The sequence below is a fragment of the Pandoraea soli genome (assembly GCF_902459595.1).
Classification (GTDB): domain Bacteria; phylum Pseudomonadota; class Gammaproteobacteria; order Burkholderiales; family Burkholderiaceae; genus Pandoraea; species Pandoraea cepalis.
Window position 1 is genome coordinate 1 of sequence record NZ_CABPSG010000005.1, and the last position, 19340, is coordinate 19340.

19 protein-coding genes are annotated in these 19340 nt (G+C 65.8%); 7 read left to right on the forward strand and 12 right to left on the reverse strand.

Annotated elements, in window-relative coordinates:
• From PSO31014_RS10330 to PSO31014_RS10340, 3 genes are all read left to right on the forward strand, one after another.
• On the forward strand, nucleotides 1-1218 hold a 1218-nt coding region (locus PSO31014_RS10330; protein ID WP_150551550.1), incomplete at its 5' end, for an NAD(P)(+) transhydrogenase (Re/Si-specific) subunit beta.
• Between the two features lie 102 nt (nucleotides 1219-1320).
• Complete coding sequence (locus tag PSO31014_RS10335; protein ID WP_150551551.1) at nucleotides 1321-2082, forward strand: 5'-methylthioadenosine/adenosylhomocysteine nucleosidase; 762 nt, start codon at nucleotides 1321-1323, stop codon at nucleotides 2080-2082.
• Nucleotides 2083-2237: 155 nt separating this feature from the next.
• Entirely contained in the window at nucleotides 2238-3380 is a 1143-nt protein-coding gene (locus PSO31014_RS10340; RefSeq protein WP_150551552.1) for a hypothetical protein, read from the forward strand.
• A 79-nt stretch (nucleotides 3381-3459) separates the two neighbouring features.
• Here PSO31014_RS10340 and PSO31014_RS10345 read toward each other — a convergent pair whose 3' ends face one another.
• From PSO31014_RS10345 to edd, 5 genes are all read right to left on the reverse strand, one after another.
• On the reverse strand, nucleotides 3460-4791 hold the full coding sequence (locus PSO31014_RS10345) for a THUMP domain-containing class I SAM-dependent RNA methyltransferase (protein ID WP_150551553.1): 1332 nt from the start codon (nucleotides 4789-4791) through the stop codon (nucleotides 3460-3462).
• A gap of 49 nt (nucleotides 4792-4840) precedes the next feature.
• The gene (locus PSO31014_RS10350) at nucleotides 4841-5374 is read right to left on the reverse strand and encodes a gluconokinase (RefSeq protein WP_017235666.1); all 534 of its coding nucleotides are present in this window, start codon (nucleotides 5372-5374) and stop codon (nucleotides 4841-4843) included.
• Nucleotides 5375-5444: 70 nt separating this feature from the next.
• Nucleotides 5445-6800 carry a GntP family permease gene (locus PSO31014_RS10355; protein ID WP_150551554.1) on the reverse strand — a complete coding sequence of 452 codons (1356 nt, stop codon included), beginning with the start codon at nucleotides 6798-6800 and terminating at the stop codon, nucleotides 5445-5447.
• Between the two features lie 104 nt (nucleotides 6801-6904).
• On the reverse strand, nucleotides 6905-7531 hold the full coding sequence (gene eda, locus PSO31014_RS10360; protein WP_150551555.1) for a bifunctional 4-hydroxy-2-oxoglutarate aldolase/2-dehydro-3-deoxy-phosphogluconate aldolase: 627 nt from the start codon (nucleotides 7529-7531) through the stop codon (nucleotides 6905-6907).
• Between the two features lie 36 nt (nucleotides 7532-7567).
• Nucleotides 7568-9400, reverse strand: coding sequence for a phosphogluconate dehydratase (gene edd, locus PSO31014_RS10365; protein WP_174976485.1), 1833 nt, complete (start codon nucleotides 9398-9400; stop codon nucleotides 7568-7570).
• A gap of 302 nt (nucleotides 9401-9702) precedes the next feature.
• Between edd and PSO31014_RS10370 the strand changes: the two genes are divergently transcribed.
• Nucleotides 9703-10548, forward strand: a complete 846-nt coding sequence (locus tag PSO31014_RS10370) for a MurR/RpiR family transcriptional regulator (protein ID WP_150551556.1) — start codon at nucleotides 9703-9705, stop codon at nucleotides 10546-10548.
• A gap of 62 nt (nucleotides 10549-10610) precedes the next feature.
• On the opposite strand, the gene PSO31014_RS10375 is transcribed toward PSO31014_RS10370, so the two are convergent.
• The 3 genes from PSO31014_RS10375 to PSO31014_RS10385 all read right to left on the reverse strand — a co-directional run bounded on the left by PSO31014_RS10375 (nucleotide 10611) and on the right by PSO31014_RS10385 (nucleotide 12806).
• Nucleotides 10611-11591, reverse strand: a complete 981-nt coding sequence (locus PSO31014_RS10375) for an NAD(P)-dependent oxidoreductase (protein WP_150551557.1) — start codon at nucleotides 11589-11591, stop codon at nucleotides 10611-10613.
• Between the two features lie 71 nt (nucleotides 11592-11662).
• A complete protein-coding gene (locus tag PSO31014_RS10380; RefSeq protein ID WP_150551558.1) occupies nucleotides 11663-12283 on the reverse strand; it encodes a 2-hydroxychromene-2-carboxylate isomerase in 621 nt (206 codons plus the stop codon).
• Between the two features lie 106 nt (nucleotides 12284-12389).
• Entirely contained in the window at nucleotides 12390-12806 is a 417-nt protein-coding gene (locus tag PSO31014_RS10385; protein ID WP_150551827.1) for a CopD family protein, read from the reverse strand.
• 300 nt (nucleotides 12807-13106) lie between these two features.
• Between PSO31014_RS10385 and ruvC the strand changes: the two genes are divergently transcribed.
• From ruvC to PSO31014_RS10400, 3 genes are all read left to right on the forward strand, one after another.
• On the forward strand, nucleotides 13107-13649 hold the full coding sequence (gene ruvC / locus PSO31014_RS10390; RefSeq protein ID WP_150551559.1) for a crossover junction endodeoxyribonuclease RuvC: 543 nt from the start codon (nucleotides 13107-13109) through the stop codon (nucleotides 13647-13649).
• Nucleotides 13650-13749: 100 nt separating this feature from the next.
• On the forward strand, nucleotides 13750-14820 hold the full coding sequence (gene ruvB / locus PSO31014_RS10395) for a Holliday junction branch migration DNA helicase RuvB (protein WP_150551560.1): 1071 nt from the start codon (nucleotides 13750-13752) through the stop codon (nucleotides 14818-14820).
• A gap of 42 nt (nucleotides 14821-14862) precedes the next feature.
• Nucleotides 14863-15849: an oxygenase MpaB family protein gene (locus PSO31014_RS10400; RefSeq protein ID WP_246176583.1), complete on the forward strand. Its 987-nt coding sequence runs from the start codon at nucleotides 14863-14865 to the stop codon at nucleotides 15847-15849.
• Nucleotides 15850-15893: 44 nt separating this feature from the next.
• On the opposite strand, the gene PSO31014_RS10405 is transcribed toward PSO31014_RS10400, so the two are convergent.
• From PSO31014_RS10405 to tyrS, 4 genes are all read right to left on the reverse strand, one after another.
• Complete coding sequence (locus PSO31014_RS10405) at nucleotides 15894-16595, reverse strand: histidine phosphatase family protein (protein WP_150551561.1); 702 nt, start codon at nucleotides 16593-16595, stop codon at nucleotides 15894-15896.
• 63 nt (nucleotides 16596-16658) lie between these two features.
• Nucleotides 16659-17285, reverse strand: coding sequence for a YbhB/YbcL family Raf kinase inhibitor-like protein (locus tag PSO31014_RS10410; protein ID WP_150551562.1), 627 nt, complete (start codon nucleotides 17283-17285; stop codon nucleotides 16659-16661).
• A 184-nt stretch (nucleotides 17286-17469) separates the two neighbouring features.
• On the reverse strand, nucleotides 17470-17937 hold the full coding sequence (gene dtd / locus PSO31014_RS10415; RefSeq protein WP_150551563.1) for a D-aminoacyl-tRNA deacylase: 468 nt from the start codon (nucleotides 17935-17937) through the stop codon (nucleotides 17470-17472).
• Nucleotides 17938-17989: 52 nt separating this feature from the next.
• Entirely contained in the window at nucleotides 17990-19234 is a 1245-nt protein-coding gene (gene tyrS / locus PSO31014_RS10420) for a tyrosine--tRNA ligase (protein ID WP_150551564.1), read from the reverse strand.
• Nucleotides 19235-19340: the final 106 nt, after the last annotated feature.

The following is a 19340-nucleotide window of genomic DNA, read 5'->3' on the forward strand; positions in this document are numbered from 1 at the left end:
GGCGGCGGCATCGGCGCGTTCGTCGCGCGCAAGGTCGAGATGACCAAGATGCCGGAGCTGGTCGCGGCCATGCACTCGCTGATCGGTCTGGCGGCCGTGTGTATCGCGGTGGCGGCGGTCGCGGAACCGGCGGCGTTCGGCATTGTGCCGGCCGGGGAAACGGTGCTGCCTTCCGGTAACCGTATCGAGCTGTTCATCGGCACGTTCGTCGGCGCGATCACGTTCTCGGGGTCGGTCATCGCCTTTGGCAAGCTCTCGGGCAAGTACAAGTTCCGTTTGTTCCAGGGCGCGCCCGTCCAGTTCACGGGCCAGCACACGATCAACCTGCTGCTCGCCATCGCGATGCTCGGCTTCGGCGTCATCTTCTTCCTGTCGCAAAGTTGGCTGCCGTTCGTGCTGATGACGGCCATCGCGTTCGTGCTCGGTGTGCTCATCATCATCCCGATTGGCGGCGCGGACATGCCGGTGGTCGTGTCGATGCTGAACTCGTACTCGGGCTGGGCGGCCGCCGGTATCGGCTTCTCGCTGAACAACCCGATGCTCATCATCGCGGGTTCGCTCGTGGGTTCGTCAGGCGCCATCCTGTCGTACATCATGTGCAAAGCCATGAATCGATCGTTCTTCAACGTGCTTCTCGGTGGGTTCGGTGCAACGCCGGGCGCGAGCCCCGCGGGCGGCGAGCAACAACAACGCCCGGTGAAGTCGGGGTCGCCTGACGACGCCGCGTTCCTGATGAGCAACGCCGAATCGCTGGTGATCGTGCCGGGTTACGGTCTGGCCGTCGCCCGCGCGCAGCACGCCCTGAAGGAGTTGACCGACAAGCTCACCGAGAAGGGCGTGAATGTGCGCTACGCCATTCACCCCGTGGCAGGCCGCATGCCGGGCCACATGAACGTGCTGCTCGCCGAAGCCGAAGTGCCGTACGATCAGGTGCTGGAGATGGACGAGATCAACGGTGAATTCGGCCAGACGGACGTGGTGCTGGTGCTCGGCGCAAACGACGTGGTGAACCCGGCCGCGAAGAACGATCCGACGTCGCCGATTGCCGGCATGCCGATTCTCGAGGCGTACAAGGCCAAGACGATCATCGTCAACAAGCGTTCGATGGCGGCGGGCTACGCCGGTCTCGATAACGAGTTGTTCTATCTCGACAAGACCATGATGGTCTTCGGCGACGCGAAGAAGGTGGTCGAAGAGATGGTCAAGGCCGTCGACTAAGGCGACACGTTCGCCATTGGCCGAACTGCGGGGCTGCACGGGAAGGTGACCGGCAGCCCCGCGCTACAATGCGCGCTCCTCATTACACCCAGGAACCGCGCCATGACGCTCGGCATTGTCGCCGCTCTTCACGAAGAAATTACCGATCTGCTCGCCGAGATGGCGCCCGGCGCGCACGTCGAGTCCATCGGTATGCGCGACTACCACGTGGGCAAGCTGCATGGCCATGACTGTGTCGTCGTGCTCGCACGTGTCGGCAAGGTCGCGGCGGCCGCCACGACCGCCGCGCTGATTCACCGGTTCGCGATCGACGAGCTCGTTTTCACCGGCGTGGCCGGCGGACTCGCGCATGGGTTGTCGGTCGGCGACATCGTCGTGGCCGACACGCTCGTGCAGCACGACATGGACGCCAGCCCCCTCTTCCCTCGTTTCGAAATCCCGCTGCTCGGACGCAACGCCTTCGCCAGCGCACCGCCGCTGCGCGACGCCCTCGCGAAAGCGGCGCGCGATTGGCTCGCCGAGGAGATGGCCGCGCAAGTGCCTGTCGCGCTGCGCACCGAATGGCAGATGAGCGCCCCACGCGTGCACGTCGGGCAAATCGCGAGCGGCGATCAGTTCGTCTCCAGCGCGGGCGAGGTCAGCCGGCTGCGCGACGCGCTGCCGCAAACCCTCGCCGTGGAGATGGAAGGGGCCGCCGTGGCACAGGTGTGTCATGAGTACGGTGTCCCGTTCGCCGTGATGCGCACGCTCTCCGATAGCGCCGACGACACCGCACACGTCGACTTCCCGCGCTTTTTGCGCGAGGTGGCCAGCCATTACTCGCACGGCATCCTGCGCCGCTTCCTGACTGAACGGCACGCATGATCCGGGGACCCGCCGCGGACCATTCGAGCGCTTCGCCATCGGACCCTTCGAGGCGTCCGCCCCCGTTTGGACAATGACGGCGCACGATCTCGACACCTCGCGCCGGACGCCTTCGCGACAATGCCTTCTCTTGCATTGTCCGAAGGAGAGTTCCGATGAACGTGGAAAATCATCATGTCGGCACAGGCGCCACGGCGCATTTGAGTACGCCGGCACTGGCGTCGATCTATCGAACGCTATGCTGGAGCGACGTCGTCCAGATTCGCGCGCTCAACCCCAAGTGCAATCCGACAAAGGAGGCGATCACGGCAGCGGCCGAGCACCCGGATTGCGTATTCGGACGCGAAATCGAGCCGTACATGGGCAAAACGGCCATCGGCGAACCGGCACGCAACGCGCAACAGCAACTGGCGCTGCGTCGGCTCGCCGTGCTGGAAGACCACGAGGTGACGCTCGATTCGCTGCGGGATACGGGGTTGCCCAGTGCCATTGCCGTCGATCTTGTGCAACGGCTGAGTGCACGCCCGATGGGCTGGTCCCTCTTCGAACGGCTCGTGATCACGCCGACGCTGAACGACTGGGCGCGATCCGTGCTGGAGCGCCACGAGCCCGTGCACGTGGCCGACGATGTGCTGACGCTGCGCATCCTGCAGGCGTTCGGCCATGACGTCGCCGTGCCGTGGACGTTCGATGTCACCAACAAGTGGGTGTATTTCTACAGCGTATCGTCGGGCGACATAGGGTGCCTCACGCGACTCCTCAATACGGCCACGCGCGATCGACCGGACGATAGTGTCCGGCGCGAGGCATGCCGCAAGGCCTATCAGGCGCTGGCATACACGCACTACGGCGCAGACGGCCAACTCTGGCCGCATTGGGAAGTGAGAGGCGACCTCTGGGAGATTTATCCGGACCCTCGCGGCGAAACCTTCCGTGACGACATCGTGTCCGAGAACGCCATCACCTGCGAGACGGAGCGGTGGCTCAGAAACGTGACGCCCGTCGGATTCGTGAACGTGTCCGGCCACTCGCCGCGCACCGGCCTCGACTACGACAGCGATCTGTCGGACCCGGACAACGTGACGTGCGATCCGGAGCGCGCTCCGGTCTCGCCGAGCGAACTGCGCGTACGCCTCGCGATACTGGCGGCGCAGCGACGCGGGGAGACGCAAGCCGCACTGGCGGTACCGCTTGCATCACTTGCATCACTTGCATCACTTGCATCACCTGTACCACTTGCACCACTTGCGCCCCCTTCAGGCAGGCGGGCCGCCTGGTCACCCGCCACCGACCAGTAGCCACGACGCGCCCATCGCGCCAAAGCAAAAGACCGGCAGTCGCCGGTCTTTTGTCGTAACGTCGAACGAGACGATTCGCTTACGCTTGCGGCGCGCCGGCTTCGTCCTTGCCTTCGCCCTTAGCCTCACCGTCCGCGCGCTTGCGCACCGAACCCGCAATCAGGTCGAAGCGGAACAGACGGCATTCCAGCGCACCGTTGAACAGCGGCGTACGACGCGATTCGCGCAGACGCATCTGTCCGGGCAGGCTCATGTCGGCCGTCAACAGGTAGGCACTCCAGCCCGTGAAGCGCTGCTTGAGCGCGTCGCCGAAGGCGCGGAAGAACGCGGCGTCGACACCGTCCGGCTGATCGCGCTGGAACTGGCCGCCGCGATTGCCCTGCATGTCCGGCGATTGGTCGCCGTCATCGGCTTCGCGCGATCCGCGACGTCCGCGCACTTCGATACGCTCGCCGTACGGCGGATTTGCGACGATGATGCCGGGGCGATCCACCGGGGGCGACATATCGCGCGCATCCACCTGCTTGAGGCCGATGTCGCCCACGCCCGCACGCTCCAGGTTGGCGCGGGCCTTGGCCAGCATGTCGCCCGAGATATCGCTGCCGAAAATCGTCGGCGGCACACCGCGCACGCGGGCATCGCGTTGCGCTTCGGTGGCCTGCACCTTCAGCGCCTGCCATGCCGTGATGTCATAGCCCTTGAGCTTCTCGAAGCCAAAGCGGCGCTCGGCACCCGCGGGCACGCCCAACGCAATCTGCGCCGCTTCCGCGAGGAAGGTGCCGCTGCCGCACATCGGGTCGTACAGCACCATGTCGGCCGCCGTGTCGGTGCGCCAGCCGGCCAGACGCAGAATGCCCGCGGCCAGATTCTCGCGCAGCGGGGCCGCCCCCTTGTCCAGACGCCAGCCGCGCTTGAACAACGCTTCGCCCGAAGTATCGAGATAGAGGGTGGCGTCGGTGGCGGTCAGGAAGGCGAACACCCGCACGTCGGGCTGCGACGTATCGATGTTCGGCCGCGCGCCGGTCTTCTCGCGCAGGCGGTCGCACACAGCGTCCTTGATCCGCAGGGTGACGAATTCGAGGCTGCGCACGGGCGCCTTGATGCCGGTGACGTCCACGCGCAGCGTCTGCTGAGACGAAAACCACTCTTCCCAGCGCTGACGCAAGGCGAAGTCGTAGATGTCCTGTTCGGTGCGGTACGCCTGCTGTGCGATGCGCAGCAGCACGCGGCTGGCGATGCGCGAATGCAGGTTGGCGGCCATGCCGGCTGCCCACGGACCGGCGAAATGCACGCCACCGGGCACCTGTTTGCCCACCGACACGGGCGCCAGACGTCCCAGCTCTGCCAATTCGGCGGCGAGCGCCTCTTCCAGTCCGCGAGGACAGGGCGCGAAGAATTCGAAGGAAGCCATTTCGATGCGTACGACCGGCACGCGAAGTGCCGGCGGAGGGAATAAACCGCTATTGTACGCGCGCCGACCCGGCCGGCGTCAGCGCCGCACCGCCGGGGCAGGCCGCGAGTTTGTGCAACAGCGTCTCGACGATGGCGTCGGGCGACTCGCGGATGTCGATCACCAACGCGTCGCGCGGCTCTTCGAGCGTGTCGAACTGGCTTTGCAACAGCGCCGGGTCGAAGAAGTGCCCTCCACGCGACGCCAGGCGTTCGCCGATCACTTCCGGGGCCCCCTTCAGGTAGACGAACACGACGTCGCCGTCGTGCTCGCCCAGCACGTCGCGATAGCGCGAGCGCAACGCCGAACACGCGAACACGTGGTGACGCCCCGCCACGCGGCGCGCGACGATCGCCTCGCGAATCGCCGCCAGCCACGGGGCGCGGTCGTTGTCGTTAAGCGCCTCACCGCGCCGCATCTTTTCGATGTTCGCGGCGCTGTGAAACGAATCCGCGTCGGAAAACCCGCAGCCCAGACGCTCGGCAAGTCGTTGCCCGACCGTGCTCTTGCCGCTGCCCGATACGCCCATTACCACGACGATCATGGCTCGCCTCCTTGTAACCGGCTGACTCGCGTCAGCGTATTGACGCTGTTGCACGCCGCGCATCGCTACCTCACACCACCGTGGCGAGGCCGAGCGTCAGCAGCAACGCCACAACCGAAATGATCGTCTCGCACACCGTCCAGGTCTTGAAGGTCTGCGGCACGGTCATGTTGAAATATTCCTTGACCAGCCAGAAGCCACCGTCGTTGACGTGCGACAGGATCAGCGAGCCCGCACCCGTGGCCAGCACCATCAGTTCCGGTTTCGCCGTGGCACCGGCGGCCGCCGCGATCGGTGCGACGATGCCGCACGCCGTGGTCATGGCCACCGTGGCCGAGCCCGTCGCGATACGGATCAGCACCGCCACCAGCCAGCCCAGCAGCAGCGGCGAGAGGTGGGCGTTCGTCGCCACATCGACGATCGCCTTCGACACGCCGCTGTCCATCAGGATACGCCCGAAACCGCCGCCCGCTCCCACCACCAGCGTAATCGTGGCGATCGGCGCCAGACACTCGTTGGTGAACTTCAGGATATTGTCGCGATTAAAGCCGCGCTGCTTGCCGAACGTGAAGAAGCTTACGAGCGTGGCAATCAGCAGCGCCATCACCGAGTTACCGATCAGGCGCAGGAATTCGTTGGCGAACGTCTTCGGCGCGAAGAACAGGTCGGCCCAGCTACCGATGAGCATCAGGATCACCGGCAGCAGGATCGTGAACAGCGTGACGCCGAAGCCCGGCAGTTCGTTCAGCGCACGGTCCTTTTCGACGAACTGCGAGAGCAGCGGATTGTCCGGGTTGGGCACCACGTGGCGCGCCATGAGCTTTGCGAACAGCGGGCCGGCAATGGCCGCCGTCGGAATGCCGACGATCAGCGCGTACATGATGGTGTGCCCGATGTCCGCGTTATAGGCGGTCACGGCCAGCAACGCGGCCGGGTGCGGCGGAATCAGGCCGTGCACGACTGACAGGCCCGCGACCATCGGAATGCCCACGAGGACCATCGACGTACCGGTCCGCTTGGCGACGTTGAACGCAATCGGAATCAGCAGCACGAAACCGACTTCGAAGAACACCGGCAGACCGACGATGAACGCGATCACGACCATCGCCCAGTGCACGTTCTTCTCACCGAAGGCGCCGATAAGCGTGCGCGCAATGCGCTCGGCCCCGCCCGACTCGGCCATCATCTTGCCGAGCATCGTGCCAAGCCCCACCACCAGCGCAATGTGCCCCAGCGTGTTGCCCACGCCTGTCTCGAACGCCTTGACGATTCCCCCCATCGGCATGCCCACCGCCAGCCCGAGCACGAGCGAGACGACGATCAGCGTGATGAACGGATTCAGTTTGAAACGCGCGATCAGCAGAATCAGCGCGATTACCGCGACTAGCGCGTACACCAGCAGCAAGTTGCCTTGCACCGCGACCATGGGGGGTCTCCTCGTTTGGCTAGATGGGCGAATGCCCGAAGGGCTTGCGCCCGATTATTGGAATTGTTGGATGTGATGCGTTGCTTCGATGAAACCGGTGTTGCCTAGCGGCGCGGCAAGGCAGTCGCCGCTCGCGCGAGACGCGTAATGCCGTTCCAGTCCTGCGCGTCCACGAGCGCCTTGGGCGTCAGCCACGACCCCCCCACGCACACCACATTGGGCTGCGCGAGATACGACGGCGCCGATTCGGCGCTGATGCCGCCCGTCGGGCAGAAGCGCACGTGCCGGAACGGACCGTAAAGCGCCTTGAGCATCGGCACGCCCCCCGACGGTTCGGCCGGGAAGAACTTCACCGTGTCGTAGCCGTCGGCGAGCGCCGCGAGAATGTCGGACGGCGTCACCACGCCCGGCAGCAGCGGCAGCCCTGCCGCCCTGGCCGCCGCGCCCAGCGCGCTCGTGTAGCCCGGCGAGACGCCGAAGCGCGCGCCGGCCGCCACGGCCTGCGCCATTTCCTCCGGGCGCGTGAGCGTGCCCACGCCGACAATCAGTTCGTCGGACAGCCCCGCCACATGGCGAATGACGTCCATCGCGGCGGGGGTGCGCAGCGTGATTTCGAGGACCCGCACGCCGCCCGCGAGCAGTGCGCGCGAGACCTGCTCGCCCTGCTCGACGTTGTCGAACTGGAGCACCGGAACCACGGGGCCGGCACGCACGATGTCATTGATGTCCATAACGTTTTCCTTGAATGCAGCGACGTGACCGGGACGTCACTCAGAACCGAAGAACACGGACGCGCCGGCTTCTGCCGCGCCCACCGCCGCGCGCATGTGACCGAAGAGCAGACGCCCGGTGTCGTCGCCCGAGACCGGCACTTCAGCCATCTCGCGCGCCTCCCACGCCTGCGGGGCCACCTCGGCGTGCAGCATGCCTGCGTTCGCGTCGAGCACGATCAGATCGCCGTCGCGCACCCGTGCCAACGGGCCACCGCCCGATGCTTCGGGCGACATATGAATCACGGCGGGCACCTTGCCCGAGGCGCCGGACATCCGGCCATCGGTCACGAGTGCCACCGCGAACCCTTCGTCCTGCAAAACACCGAGCAGCGGAGTGAGGCGATGCAACTCGGGCATGCCATTGGCGCGCGGGCCCTGGCCGCGCAGCACCACGACCACGTCACAACGCAACTCGTCGGCGTCGAACGCGGCCTGAACCGCTTCCTGTGAGGCAAATACGCGTGCCGGTGCGGCCACGCGCCGATGTTCCGGCTTGACCGCCGACACCTTGATGACGCCGCGCCCCAGATTGCCGTGCATCAACCGCAAGCCGCCATCGGGGGCGAACGGTTCGGCGTGGCCGCGCAGGACGTCACGATCACCACTGTAGGCGCTACCGGCGCGCCACGCCAGCCCGTCGGGCGATAACCACGGCTCGGCGCGGTAGCGCGCAAGGCCCGGACCGGCCACAGTCTTGACGTCGTTGTGCAGCAGGCCGGCGTCGAGCAATTCCCCGATCAGGAAGCCCATGCCGCCTGCCGCGTGGAAATGATTCACGTCGGCCTTGCCGTTCGGATAAACGCGCGCCATGAGCGGCACCACGGCCGACAACGCGTCGAAATCGTCCCAATCGATGATGACGCCCGCCGCGCGGGCCATCGCCACGAGGTGGAGGGTGTGATTGGTGGAGCCTCCCGTGGCCAGCAGGCCGACGATGCCGTTGACGACGGCGCGCTCGTCGACCACATGGCCGATCGGGGTGTAGTCGGGCGTGTCGGCGCCGATGGCCAGCACGCGCGCGAGGGCACCGTCGGTCAATGCGTCGCGAAGCGGCGTGTGCGGATGCACGAAGGCCGCGCCCGGCAGGTGCAGGCCCATGATTTCCATCAGGAGCTGATTGCTGTTGGCCGTGCCGTAGAACGTGCAGGTGCCTGCGCCGTGATAGGCCTGCGACTCGGCTTCGAGCAGCGCGTCGCGGCCGACCTTGCCCGTGGCATACGCCTGACGGATCTTGGCCTTCTCGTCGTTCGACAAGCCGCTCGCCATCGGACCGGCCGGCACGAAGATCGTCGGCAGATGACCGAATTGCAGCGCACCGATCACGAGACCCGGCACGATCTTGTCGCACACACCAAGCATCAGCGCGGCATCGAACATGTTGTGCGAGAGCGCGATCGCCGTACTCATGGCGATGATCTCGCGCGAGAACAACGACAACTCCATGCCTGCGTTACCTTGCGTGACGCCGTCGCACATCGCCGGCACCCCGCCCGCGACCTGCACCGTGGCGCCGAGCTTGCGCGCGGCTTCGCGCAGACGCGCCGGGTACGACTCATACGGCTGATGTGCCGAGAGCATGTCGTTGTAGGCCGTCACTACGCCGACGTTCGGACGACGCTGTTCGCGCAAGACGAGCTTGTCGTTGGCCGGCATGGCGGCGAATCCGTGCGCCAGATTGGCACACGACAGCGCGCCGCGCTGCGGGAAGCGTCCGGCGCTGGCGTCAACGCGGGCCAGATACGCCGCACGGGTGTCGCGGCTGCGCGCGGCAATGCGCGCCGTGACGGCCATTACGGTCGGGTGCAGGGGCTTCGTTTGCTCAGACATCATGCCAGGGAACGGAAATTGCGACGCACCCAGGGGCAGGTGCGATTCGGAGCGGATTTTAGTAGAAATTCTACATCCCATCAATCGAAAGACGTCGGCATCCGGGCTTGTCCCTAGTGTTATCCGATAGTTACGTTTATTTTTACCGTATCGAGAAACGCGACCTCATAATATGGAATGTATATTTTTTGTAGTTTTTGTACATTTACACCCCAACTCGCACACCTGATGACCCGCGCCCGCGCTGCGGCGCCGGGACCTGCGGGTGCTATAGTGGGCGCCTGCTTTTGTCGATGCCCGCCATGCTGAACCGAATCAAAGCCACGCTGACCCAATTGCGCCCATCCGAGCGCAAGCTCGCGACCTATGTACTGGATGCGCCGCGCGAAGTCGTCGATCTGTCAATGAACGAACTGGCCGAGCGCGCCAGCGTCAGCCAACCGACGATCGCCCGGTTTTGTCAGGCCGTGGGATGCAGTGGCTATCGGGAGTTCAAGATCCGGCTGGCGCAGGGCATCGCGCAAGGCGTGCCTTTCGTACACCGCGACGTCCGCCCCGACGAACCGGTGCCGGGCATCGCCAGCAAGGTGCTCGATCGCACCATCGGCAGCCTCATGCAGGTTCGCAACAATCTCTCGCCCGACAGCATCGGGCAGGCCATTGAACTGCTTGCCGGGGCACGGCGCATCGAGTTCTATGGCGCGGGGGCGTCGGGGATTGCCGCACAGGACATGCAGCACAAGTTCTTCCGGCTCGGGGTACCGGCCGTGGCATACAGCGATCCGCACGTCTACGGGATGTCGGCCGCGCTGCTGCGACAAGGGGATGTGGTGGTGGCAATCTCCAACACCGGGCGCACGCAGGATCTGCTCGAAGCCGTCCAGTTGGCGCGAACGGCGGGCGCGAGCGTGATTGTGATCACGCACAGCAATTCGCCGCTGGCGCGGCTGGCGAGCGTGGCGCTCTTCGCCGATGTCGACGAAGACACCGACGTCTACTCGCCACTGACCTCGCGTATCGCGCACCTGGCCATTGGCGATGTGCTCGCCGTGGGCATGGCCCTGCGCCTGGGGGATCGCCTGCCCGCGCAGCTCGCCCGCGCGAAGGAAGTCATCAATCGCCGCAGGACGACGAACGAAGGGCGATAGCCCCGGCTATCGCCTCACCCTCGTCATTTCGCGTCGCTTAGGTCGGCGCCTATGCCGCGCGCTCAGTGCTGCTGTGCCTGCGGATTGACGGCGTTCTGTAGCGGCTTGCCGGTCAGCGCAGCGATCAGGTTGTCCGCCGCGCACGCGGCCATGGCGTGGCGCGTCTCGTGCGTTGCCGAGCCGATGTGCGGCAGCGCAACCACTTGCTTCATCTTCAGCAACGGCGAATCGACCGACACGGGTTCACGCTCGAACACGTCGAGACCTGCCCCACGCAGATGGCCCGACACCAGCGCATCGATCAGCGCCGCCTCGTCGATCACCTTGCCGCGCGCCGCGTTGATGAAGATGGCCCCCGGCTTCATCTGCGCGAATTCGTTCGCCCCGATCAACCGTTCCGTCGCCGGCGATAGCGGCACCAGCGTCACGACGAAATCGGCTTCGGCCAGCAACGCCGGAAGTGCCCGGTGCTGCGCGCCGTATGCCTGCTCTGCAGCTTCGTTGCGCGAACGGTTGCTGTACAACACCTTCATGCCGAAACCGAGCGCGGCACGGCGCGCGACCGCGCCCCCGATGCGGCCCATGCCGACGATGCCGAGCGTCTTGCCTTGCACGTCGGTACCGAAATGCGCCTCGTCGAGACTCGCCGTCCAACCGCCCGACTTCACCAGTTCAGCCAATTCGACCACGCGCCGGGCACTCGACAGAATCAGTGCGAAGACGGTATCCGCCGTGGTTTCCGTCAGCACATCGGGGGTATTCATCAGCACGATGCCGCGACGCGTGAGATCGGCCACGTCGAACTGATCGTAGCCCACGGAAATGGTCGCCCAGGCCTTGAGCCTGGGTGCGGCGTCCAGCAACGCGGGCGTGACGTTCATGCCCCCGCCGATGGCGCCCTCGGCGCGGCCCAGCGCCGCCATGAATGCTGCGCGGTTGCCGTCGTTCACCCCGTCGAATTCCGTCAGCGTAAAGGTTTCGGCCAACCGCGCGCGCACGTCTGGCGGCACGCTCTTGTACAGCACCACTTCCGGAAGACTCATCCTCTTCACTCCTTGGGGGGTTGCCGCTACCCGCACCCGCGGGCACCGGACGACATGTTCGGTATGCCGGGTCAGCGCCGAGCGCCCTGCGCATCGGCAAAAGCCCGTTCGAGAAAATCGAGGCGGTCCTGCCCCCAGTAGGGCTGGCCGTCGAAGACGAACCACGGCGCGCCGAAGACGCCGGCGCGTTCGGCGTCGTCGGTGTTGGCGTCGTAGGCCGCCTGCACGTCGGCCGTCTTCGACGCCGCGAGCAGCGACGCGCCGTCGAACGCCAGGCTGTCGGCGATAGCCTGCAACGTTGCCTCGTCGGCGATGTTGCGCTCCTCGGCCCACAGCGCCTTCGAAATGGCCGCCGTCAGCGCGAGCGCCTTGTCCGTGCCATGCGCGAGCTGCGCGGCGACGATCAAACGCGCCGCCGGATCGCCCGCCACCGGAAAGTACTTCGGTTCCAGGTTGAGTGGCACGCCGAGATATCGGGACCAACGCGCAAGCTCGACCAGACGATACGCTTGGCGCTGCGGCGCACGCTTGGCCAGCGGCAGGCCGCCCGAGCCGGCGAATATGTGGCCGATATCCATCGGCTTCAACTGGATCTGCACGTCGTAGCGACGTGCCAGTTCGACAAAGCGGGCCTGCCCCATGTAGACATAGGGCGACGGCGGTGCCACGAAATAATCGCAGGTCAGACTCACGGCGGACTCCTCTCGGGTATCGGTGGTTGGCGCGGGTGAGCGCGCAATGGTGCAGTGGCCAGTGTTGGCGATGCGCGACGACGTGGATGAAAAATGACCCGGCGCGTCAGAACGGCTTCACGACCACGAGGATCACCGCCGCGAGCAGCCCCAGCACCGGGAATTCGTTGAAATAGCGATACCAGCGATGCGTATGCGTATTGCGGCCGGTTTCGAACTTGCGCAGCAAACGGCCGCACGCGTGGTGGTAACCCAGCAGCAACACCACGATGAGCAGCTTGGCGTGCAACCAGCCGCCGTAGCGCCCGATACCGTAGTACAGCCAAAGGATCAGTCCGAAAGCGAGGGCGGGCACCGCCAATATCGTCATGAAGCGATACAGCTTGCGGGCCATGAGCAGCAGACGCTGCGTGGCAGCGGGATCGCTCTCCATCGCGAGGTTGACGAAGATGCGCGGCAGGTAGAACAGGCCGGCGAACCACGAGGCGACGAAAACGATATGGAGCGCTTTGATCCAGAGCATCGGGGACGGGCGGCCCGCAAACAGGCCATCGAATATTTGAACAGCAAGCAATGTACAACAATCCGTCGCGTCGCGAAGGGCAACGTCCCGCGTGCTCAGGCCCGGGCACCGCGACAAATCGACGCTGCGCGGCCTGCGGCGTCATCGCGCGTCGGGGCGGTCCCCGTTGGCGCGCGGCGTCATCGCGTCTCACCCGATGAAACACGACGTGGGCGACGCTCTCGCGCGGCTGTGCCAGAATACGGGCCATATTGGCGTCTTCGCCCCGCATCGGTCGGCACACCGATCATTGGCCCCCGCATGAGAATTCTTGGCATCGACCCCGGGCTGCGTGTCACTGGCTTCGGCGTGCTCGAAAAGCACGGCAGCCGTCTGCAATATGTGACGAGCGGCGTCATCCGCACCGGCGAAGGCACGCTGCCCGCCCGGCTGCGCATCATCTTCGAAAGCGTGGCGGAACTGGTCGACACCTATCGGCCCGACCAGGCCGCCATCGAGAAGGTGTTCGTCAACGTCAACCCGCAATCCACGCTACTGCTCGGACAAGCGCGCGGCGCGGCGATCGCGGCGCTGTCGGTCGGCGGGCTCGAAGTCTTCGAGTACACGCCGATGCAACTCAAGCAGGCGGTCGTCGGCTATGGCCGTGCCCGCAAGGAGCAGGTGCAAGAAATGGTCACCCGCCTGCTTACGCTCAGCGGCACGCCGGGCAAGGATGCGTCCGACGCGCTGGGCGTCGCCATCTGCCATGCCCACAGCGGCGAAACGTTCTCTGCGCTGGCCGGCGTCGCCCCAACGCTCGCGGCCAAGGGCCTGCGCGTGCGGCGCGGCCGCCTGGTCGGCTGAGCCTCATCGCCGTCACCGCTGCCGGCATCGCCCTCGTACGCTGCGCAATCTCCCGCCGCGCCGCCCCGGCAAGCGACGTCCGAAGCGCTACAATGCAGCCATGATCGAAACCGACAAACTCGCCGCCGAGCGCATCATTGCGCCGACCCCGGCCTCGCCTAACGAAGAAGCCTTCGAGCGTGCGCTGCGTCCCAAGCTGCTCGACGAATATGTCGGTCAGCGCAAGGTGCGCGGCCAGTTGGAAATCTTCATCGAGGCCGCGCGCAAGCGCTCGGAACCGCTCGACCACGTGCTGCTTTTCGGCCCGCCGGGCCTGGGCAAGACAACGCTCGCCCATATCATCGCCCGCGAAATGGGGGTGCATTTACGCCAGACGTCAGGGCCCGTGCTCGAGCGTCCGGGCGACCTCGCCGCGCTGCTGACCAATCTCGAAGCCAACGACGTGCTGTTCATCGACGAAATCCACCGGCTCTCGCCGGTCGTCGAGGAAATCCTGTACCCGGCGCTCGAGGATTACCAGATCGACATCATGATCGGCGAAGGCCCTGCGGCGCGCAGCGTCAAGCTCGATCTGCAACCGTTCACGCTCGTGGGGGCGACCACGCGCGCCGGCATGCTGACGAACCCGCTGCGCGACCGGTTCGGGATCGTGGCACGCCTGGAGTTCTACACGGCCGAAGAACTGACCGGCATCGTGCGCCGCTCGGCCGGCCTGCTCGGCGCGGCCATCGTCGACGACGGCGCCTTTGAGATCGCCCGCCGCGCGCGCGGCACGCCGCGTATCGCCAACCGGTTGCTGCGGCGTGTGCGCGACTACGCCGAAGTGAAGGCCGACGGGCGCATTACCGCCGCCGTGGCCGACGCCGCGCTCTCGATGCTCGACGTCGATTCGGTCGGCCTTGACGTGATGGACCGCAAGCTGCTCGAAGCCGTGCTCCACAAGTTCGACGGCGGCCCCGTGGGCGTGGACAACCTCGCCGCCGCCATCGGCGAAGAGCGCGACACCATCGAAGACGTGATCGAGCCGTACCTGATCCAGCAGGGTTTCCTGCAACGCACGCCTCGCGGGCGCGTCGCGACACTTGCCGCGTATCGTCACTTCGGACTGGCCGCCCCCGGCAGTGCGCCGGACAGCAGCTCGCTCTGGTCGCCCGACGCCCCCGGCAAGTGATGATGCCCGCCGCCGCTTTGACATCGTCACGCTGAACCTCGCATGTCCTCGCACGACGACCTCCCGACACCGCCTCCGGCCACGCCCTTGCAACCTGCCGGTCCGGTCGTGGGCGTATCGGGACGTGTGCGGCACGCCATTGCGATGCGGCTGGTGAGCCTGACGTCAGGCCCCGGCGCTCCGCGTCTGAACTACGACACCCCGGCTGGCGACCCCGGCCTGTTCGGCCCGGACGCCGCCTGTTGGCACGTGCACGGCGACTTCACTTCCATGATGATCGGCGGCATCAGCGCGCTGTTGATGCAGTCGTTGCATCCGCTTGCGATGGCCGGCGTCTGGGATCACTCGACCTTCCGGCAGGACGTGATCGGCCGTTTGCGCCGCACGGCCACATTCATCGGCGGCACGACGTTCGGCAATACCGCAGACGCCAACGCGCTGCTCGACCGGGTGCGACGCATCCACCTGCAAGTCAAGGGCGTTGCCCCCGACGGCCGCCCGTACGCCGCCTACGATCCGGATCTGCTGACGTGGGTGCATGTGGCCGAGACGTCGAGCTTCCTGCGCAGCTATCTCGTCTATAAGGATCCGACGTTCGCCCGCAGCGAGCAGGATCGCTATTACGCGGAAGTCTCACGCATTGCGACGGCGCTTGGCGCACGCGACGTGCCTACGAGCGTGGCGCAGATCGACGACTATCTCGCGGCCATGCGTCCGGCCTTGTGCTCGAGCGAGCGCACCGACGAAGTCGTGCGCGTGTTGCGCAATCTGCCCGCGCCCTTCACAGGCGCGCGCCTGTTCAGCGGCGTGTTGTTTCGCGCAGGCATCGATTTGCTGCCCGGCTGGTCGCAGGCGATGCTCGGCTTCGGGGAAGGGGCGATGGTACGTCGCCTGACGGTGCGGCCCACCGTGCGGCGCATGGCGCAGGTCTCCCGCTGGTCGATGCGCAACAGCGTGGCGCACCGCGCGCGACGCCGCGCATTGGCGACGCCAGATGTCGTGGTCGTGCAGTCATCGCTGGAACGCTAGGCACGTCTGCTGCACGGCCGGCCCTTGCGCAACCTGCCCGCCCGTTACACCACGCGCGGATCGACGCGATCCATGGCGGCAGCGCCCTCCGGCCTGTCGTTGCTTTCGTCTCGCACGGCGGCGTCCAGATGCGTGACATCCCCCCAACACAGCACGTGCCAGCGCTGGCCATCGTAGGCCAGGCGGTTCACGCTCGCATTGAGCAGCGGATACGCGCGCGGCTCGGTCAATGCAAGCTGCGTTGCGAGCCGATAGCAGCAATCGAGCACACCGCCATGCGCCACCAGTGCCAGATGCTGGCCCGCGTAGTCGCGCAGCAGTTGAGCGACGGATTCGGTGATACGCGTGTAGAAACCTCGCGTGGACTCGCCGCCGGGAATCACGAAATCGGGATCGCGGCTCTGCCAGCGCACATAGTCCTGCGGAAATTTCGCCTGGATCTCGTCCGGCACACGGGTTTCGAAGACCCCGTAGTGACGCTCCCGCAAACTCGCCGTGCGCACCAGCGGCAAGCCACAGGCGCGTGCGACGGGTTCCGCCGTCTGCACCGCTCGCTGCAAATCGCTCGTGAGCACGTGGTCGAAAACGCGTCCGCGCGCCGCCACCTCGCGCTCGATACGCTGCCCGAGCAAGACCGCCTGATGCTCGCCCTCGGTCGAGAGCGGGATATCGGTATGGCCTTGAATCCGTTTGGCGCGGTTCCAGTCAGTCTCGCCGTGGCGAATCAAAGTCAGGGTCGTGGTCATGCCGGTCATCGATGCGATTGCGTGTGGCGTGAGTCAAAGCGGGCGGGGGCAAACGGTGCGCCGTCAGGCCAGCGCCGGATTGAGCGTGTAGGTGCCCGTCACGCGCGCCTGCCCAAGCACGTGCGGCGCAATCGCCGCGAGCACGTCGTCGCCCCCGAAACGGCCGTCGAGCGGCATACGGGCGATATCGAGCGCGTACACAGTGAAGTGGTAGTGGTGCACGATCGTGTCGTTCCACGGGGGGCAGGGGCCGTCGTAGCCGTAGTAATCGCCGCGCATGCTCTCGTCGCCCGCAAACCAGGCCGTGTAGTCGTTCACGCCGTGACGCATGCCATCGAGCGCATCGGGGCCGAACTTGCCGCGCGGCGTGACGTGATTGCTGTGGCTGGCCGCCGGGATCTCGGACACCGACGCCGGTACGTCCACGAGCACCCAGTGATAGAAATCGACGCGCGGCAGATTCGCCGGCACTTCGCGCCCTTCCTGATTGACGTCGTCGCCCTGGCTCGGTACGTCGCTGTCGGTGCAGATCACGACAAACGAACGGGTACCGGTCGGTACATCGGACCACGCCAGATGGGGATTCTTGTTCTGCGACAGCGCCACGTGCGCCTGTGCATCCGGTTTGCCGAAGGCGAACTGTTCATCTATCGCCGCATTGTCGGCAAACGAGTCACTCCAGACTTTCATCGGTTTCTCCCAAGCATTGTCGTTTCGGAACTCGACGACGGTATCACACCGATTCGAATCGCGTGCGGGCGCGCCCTCACATCCAGACGATTCCGAGCAATTTTCGGGATAGAACCCGGGCGGATGCGGGCGGCGGAACAGGTTACGCGCAGCATCGGTAGCGCGCGCCCCCCCACCCCGAACGTCAACCAGCGTCGGGACGCGTCTGGAGCCAGAACGTGACCGGTCCGTCGTTCACGAGCGAGACGCGCATGTACGCGCCGAATTCGCCCGTTTCCACGATCGGATGGCGTGCACGCGCCTGCGTCACGAAATGATCGAAGAGCCGCTTGCCGTCGGCCGGACTGGCCGCCGGGGTGAAGCTCGGCCGGGTGCCGCTGTGGGTGTCGGCCGCCAGTGTGAACTGCGAGACGAGCAGCAAGCCGCCGGCGGCACCGTTGCCATCGAGGCTCGAGACGCTGCGGTTCATCTTGCCCGCCTCGTCAGCAAACACGCGATAGCCGAGCAGCTTCGCGAGCAGTTTGTCCGCGCTCGCCTCGGTGTCGCCTCGCTCGGCACACACCAGGGCGAGCAGGCCCGGACCGATGGCGCCCACCGTGCGGCCATCGACCGTCACGGCGGCTTCGAGTACCCGCTGGATGAGCGCGATCATCGCGTGAATCGCAACGGCACGCGCAACACGAGCGGCGATCCGGCGGCGACGCTCAAGCGAGCGTCACGCGCGCGAAGCGGCGCTTGCCGACCTGCACGACGTAGGTGCCGGCCTCGACCTTCGCACCCTTGTCGGACACGGCCTCGCCATCGATGCGCACACCGCCCTGTTCGATGTTGCGGTTGGCTTCCGACGTCGACGGCACCAAGCCGGCCTGCTTGAGGAGCTGAGCGATCCCCAGCGGCGCGCCTTCAAGAGAAACTTCCGGAATGTCATCTGGCACGCCGCCCTTGGCGCGCGCGTTGAAGTCCTCGAGCGCACGCTCGGCGTCGGCTTGCGAGTGGAAGCGCGCCACAATCTCCTGCGCAAGCAGCACCTTCACGTCGCGCGGATTGCGCCCGCCTTCGACGTCCTTGTGCAATTGGGCGATCTCGGCGAGCGTCCGGAACGAGAGCAGCTCGTAGTACCGCCACATCAGATCGTCCGAGATACTCATGAGCTTGCCGAACATCTCGCTCGGCTTCTCGCTGATGCCTACGTAATTGGCCTTGGACTTCGACATCTTCTCGACGCCGTCCAGCCCTTCGAGCAGCGGCATCGTCAGAATGCACTGCGGCTCTTGGCCGTATTGCTTCTGCAACTCGCGGCCCACGAGCAGGTTGAACTTCTGGTCGGTACCGCCGAGTTCCAGATCCGACTCCAGGGCCACCGAGTCGTAGCCTTGCATGAGCGGATAGAGGAATTCGTGGATGGCGATCGGCACGCCGCCCTGGAAACGCTTGGTGAAGTCTTCGCGCTCGAGCATGCGCGCCATGGTGTAGCGCGACGCGAGCTTGATCATGCCGTCCGCGCCCAGCTTCATCGACCATTCGCTGTTGTAGCGAATTTCGGTCTTGTTGCGGTCGAGCACCAGCGCGGCCTGCTCGAAATAGGTCTTGGCGTTCGACTCGATCTGCTCGCGCGTGAGTGGCGGACGCGTGCTGTTACGCCCCGACGGATCACCGATCAGCGACGTGAAATCGCCGATCAGGAAGATGACCGTATGGCCCAGATCCTGCAACTGGCGCATCTTGTTGAGCACCACGGTGTGGCCGATGTGGATGTCGGGCGCCGTCGGGTCCAGTCCCAGCTTGATGCGCAGCGGCTTGCCGGTCGCTTCGCTGCGCGCCAGCTTCTGGAGGAACTCCTCTTCCACGAGCAGCTCGTCGCAACCGCGCTTGGCGATCGCCAGTGCGGCCCGCGCGGCGTCGGTCACGGGATACTTCTTTTCCGAGGTGAGTGCGTGTTCACTTGTCATAACATCATTGTCCAGACTGGTTCAGGGTTTCCCTTGACCAGTCAGTAAAGGCGAAGGCCGCGGTAGCTCTGCTATAATCGCGGCTCAATTCTCGGCTCGGGCCGAA

Coding starts and splice junctions, on each gene's coding strand:
- PSO31014_RS10335 (WP_150551551.1), top strand. CDS start 1,321: ATGACGCTCGGCATTGTCGCCGCTCTTCACGAAGAAATTACCGATCTG.
- PSO31014_RS10340 (WP_150551552.1), top strand. CDS start 2,238: ATGAACGTGGAAAATCATCATGTCGGCACAGGCGCCACGGCGCATTTG.
- PSO31014_RS10345 (WP_150551553.1), bottom strand. CDS start 4,791: ATGGCTTCCTTCGAATTCTTCGCGCCCTGTCCTCGCGGACTGGAAGAG.
- PSO31014_RS10350 (WP_017235666.1), bottom strand. CDS start 5,374: ATGATCGTCGTGGTAATGGGCGTATCGGGCAGCGGCAAGAGCACGGTC.
- PSO31014_RS10355 (WP_150551554.1), bottom strand. CDS start 6,800: ATGGTCGCGGTGCAAGGCAACTTGCTGCTGGTGTACGCGCTAGTCGCG.
- eda (WP_150551555.1), bottom strand. CDS start 7,531: ATGGACATCAATGACATCGTGCGTGCCGGCCCCGTGGTTCCGGTGCTC.
- edd (WP_174976485.1), bottom strand. CDS start 9,400: ATGTCTGAGCAAACGAAGCCCCTGCACCCGACCGTAATGGCCGTCACG.
- PSO31014_RS10370 (WP_150551556.1), top strand. CDS start 9,703: ATGCTGAACCGAATCAAAGCCACGCTGACCCAATTGCGCCCATCCGAG.
- PSO31014_RS10375 (WP_150551557.1), bottom strand. CDS start 11,591: ATGAGTCTTCCGGAAGTGGTGCTGTACAAGAGCGTGCCGCCAGACGTG.
- PSO31014_RS10385 (WP_150551827.1), bottom strand. CDS start 12,806: ATGCTCTGGATCAAAGCGCTCCATATCGTTTTCGTCGCCTCGTGGTTC.
- ruvC (WP_150551559.1), top strand. CDS start 13,107: ATGAGAATTCTTGGCATCGACCCCGGGCTGCGTGTCACTGGCTTCGGC.
- ruvB (WP_150551560.1), top strand. CDS start 13,750: ATGATCGAAACCGACAAACTCGCCGCCGAGCGCATCATTGCGCCGACC.
- PSO31014_RS10400 (WP_246176583.1), top strand. CDS start 14,863: ATGTCCTCGCACGACGACCTCCCGACACCGCCTCCGGCCACGCCCTTG.
- PSO31014_RS10405 (WP_150551561.1), bottom strand. CDS start 16,595: ATGACCACGACCCTGACTTTGATTCGCCACGGCGAGACTGACTGGAAC.
- PSO31014_RS10410 (WP_150551562.1), bottom strand. CDS start 17,285: ATGAAAGTCTGGAGTGACTCGTTTGCCGACAATGCGGCGATAGATGAA.
- dtd (WP_150551563.1), bottom strand. CDS start 17,937: ATGATCGCGCTCATCCAGCGGGTACTCGAAGCCGCCGTGACGGTCGAT.
- tyrS (WP_150551564.1), bottom strand. CDS start 19,234: ATGACAAGTGAACACGCACTCACCTCGGAAAAGAAGTATCCCGTGACC.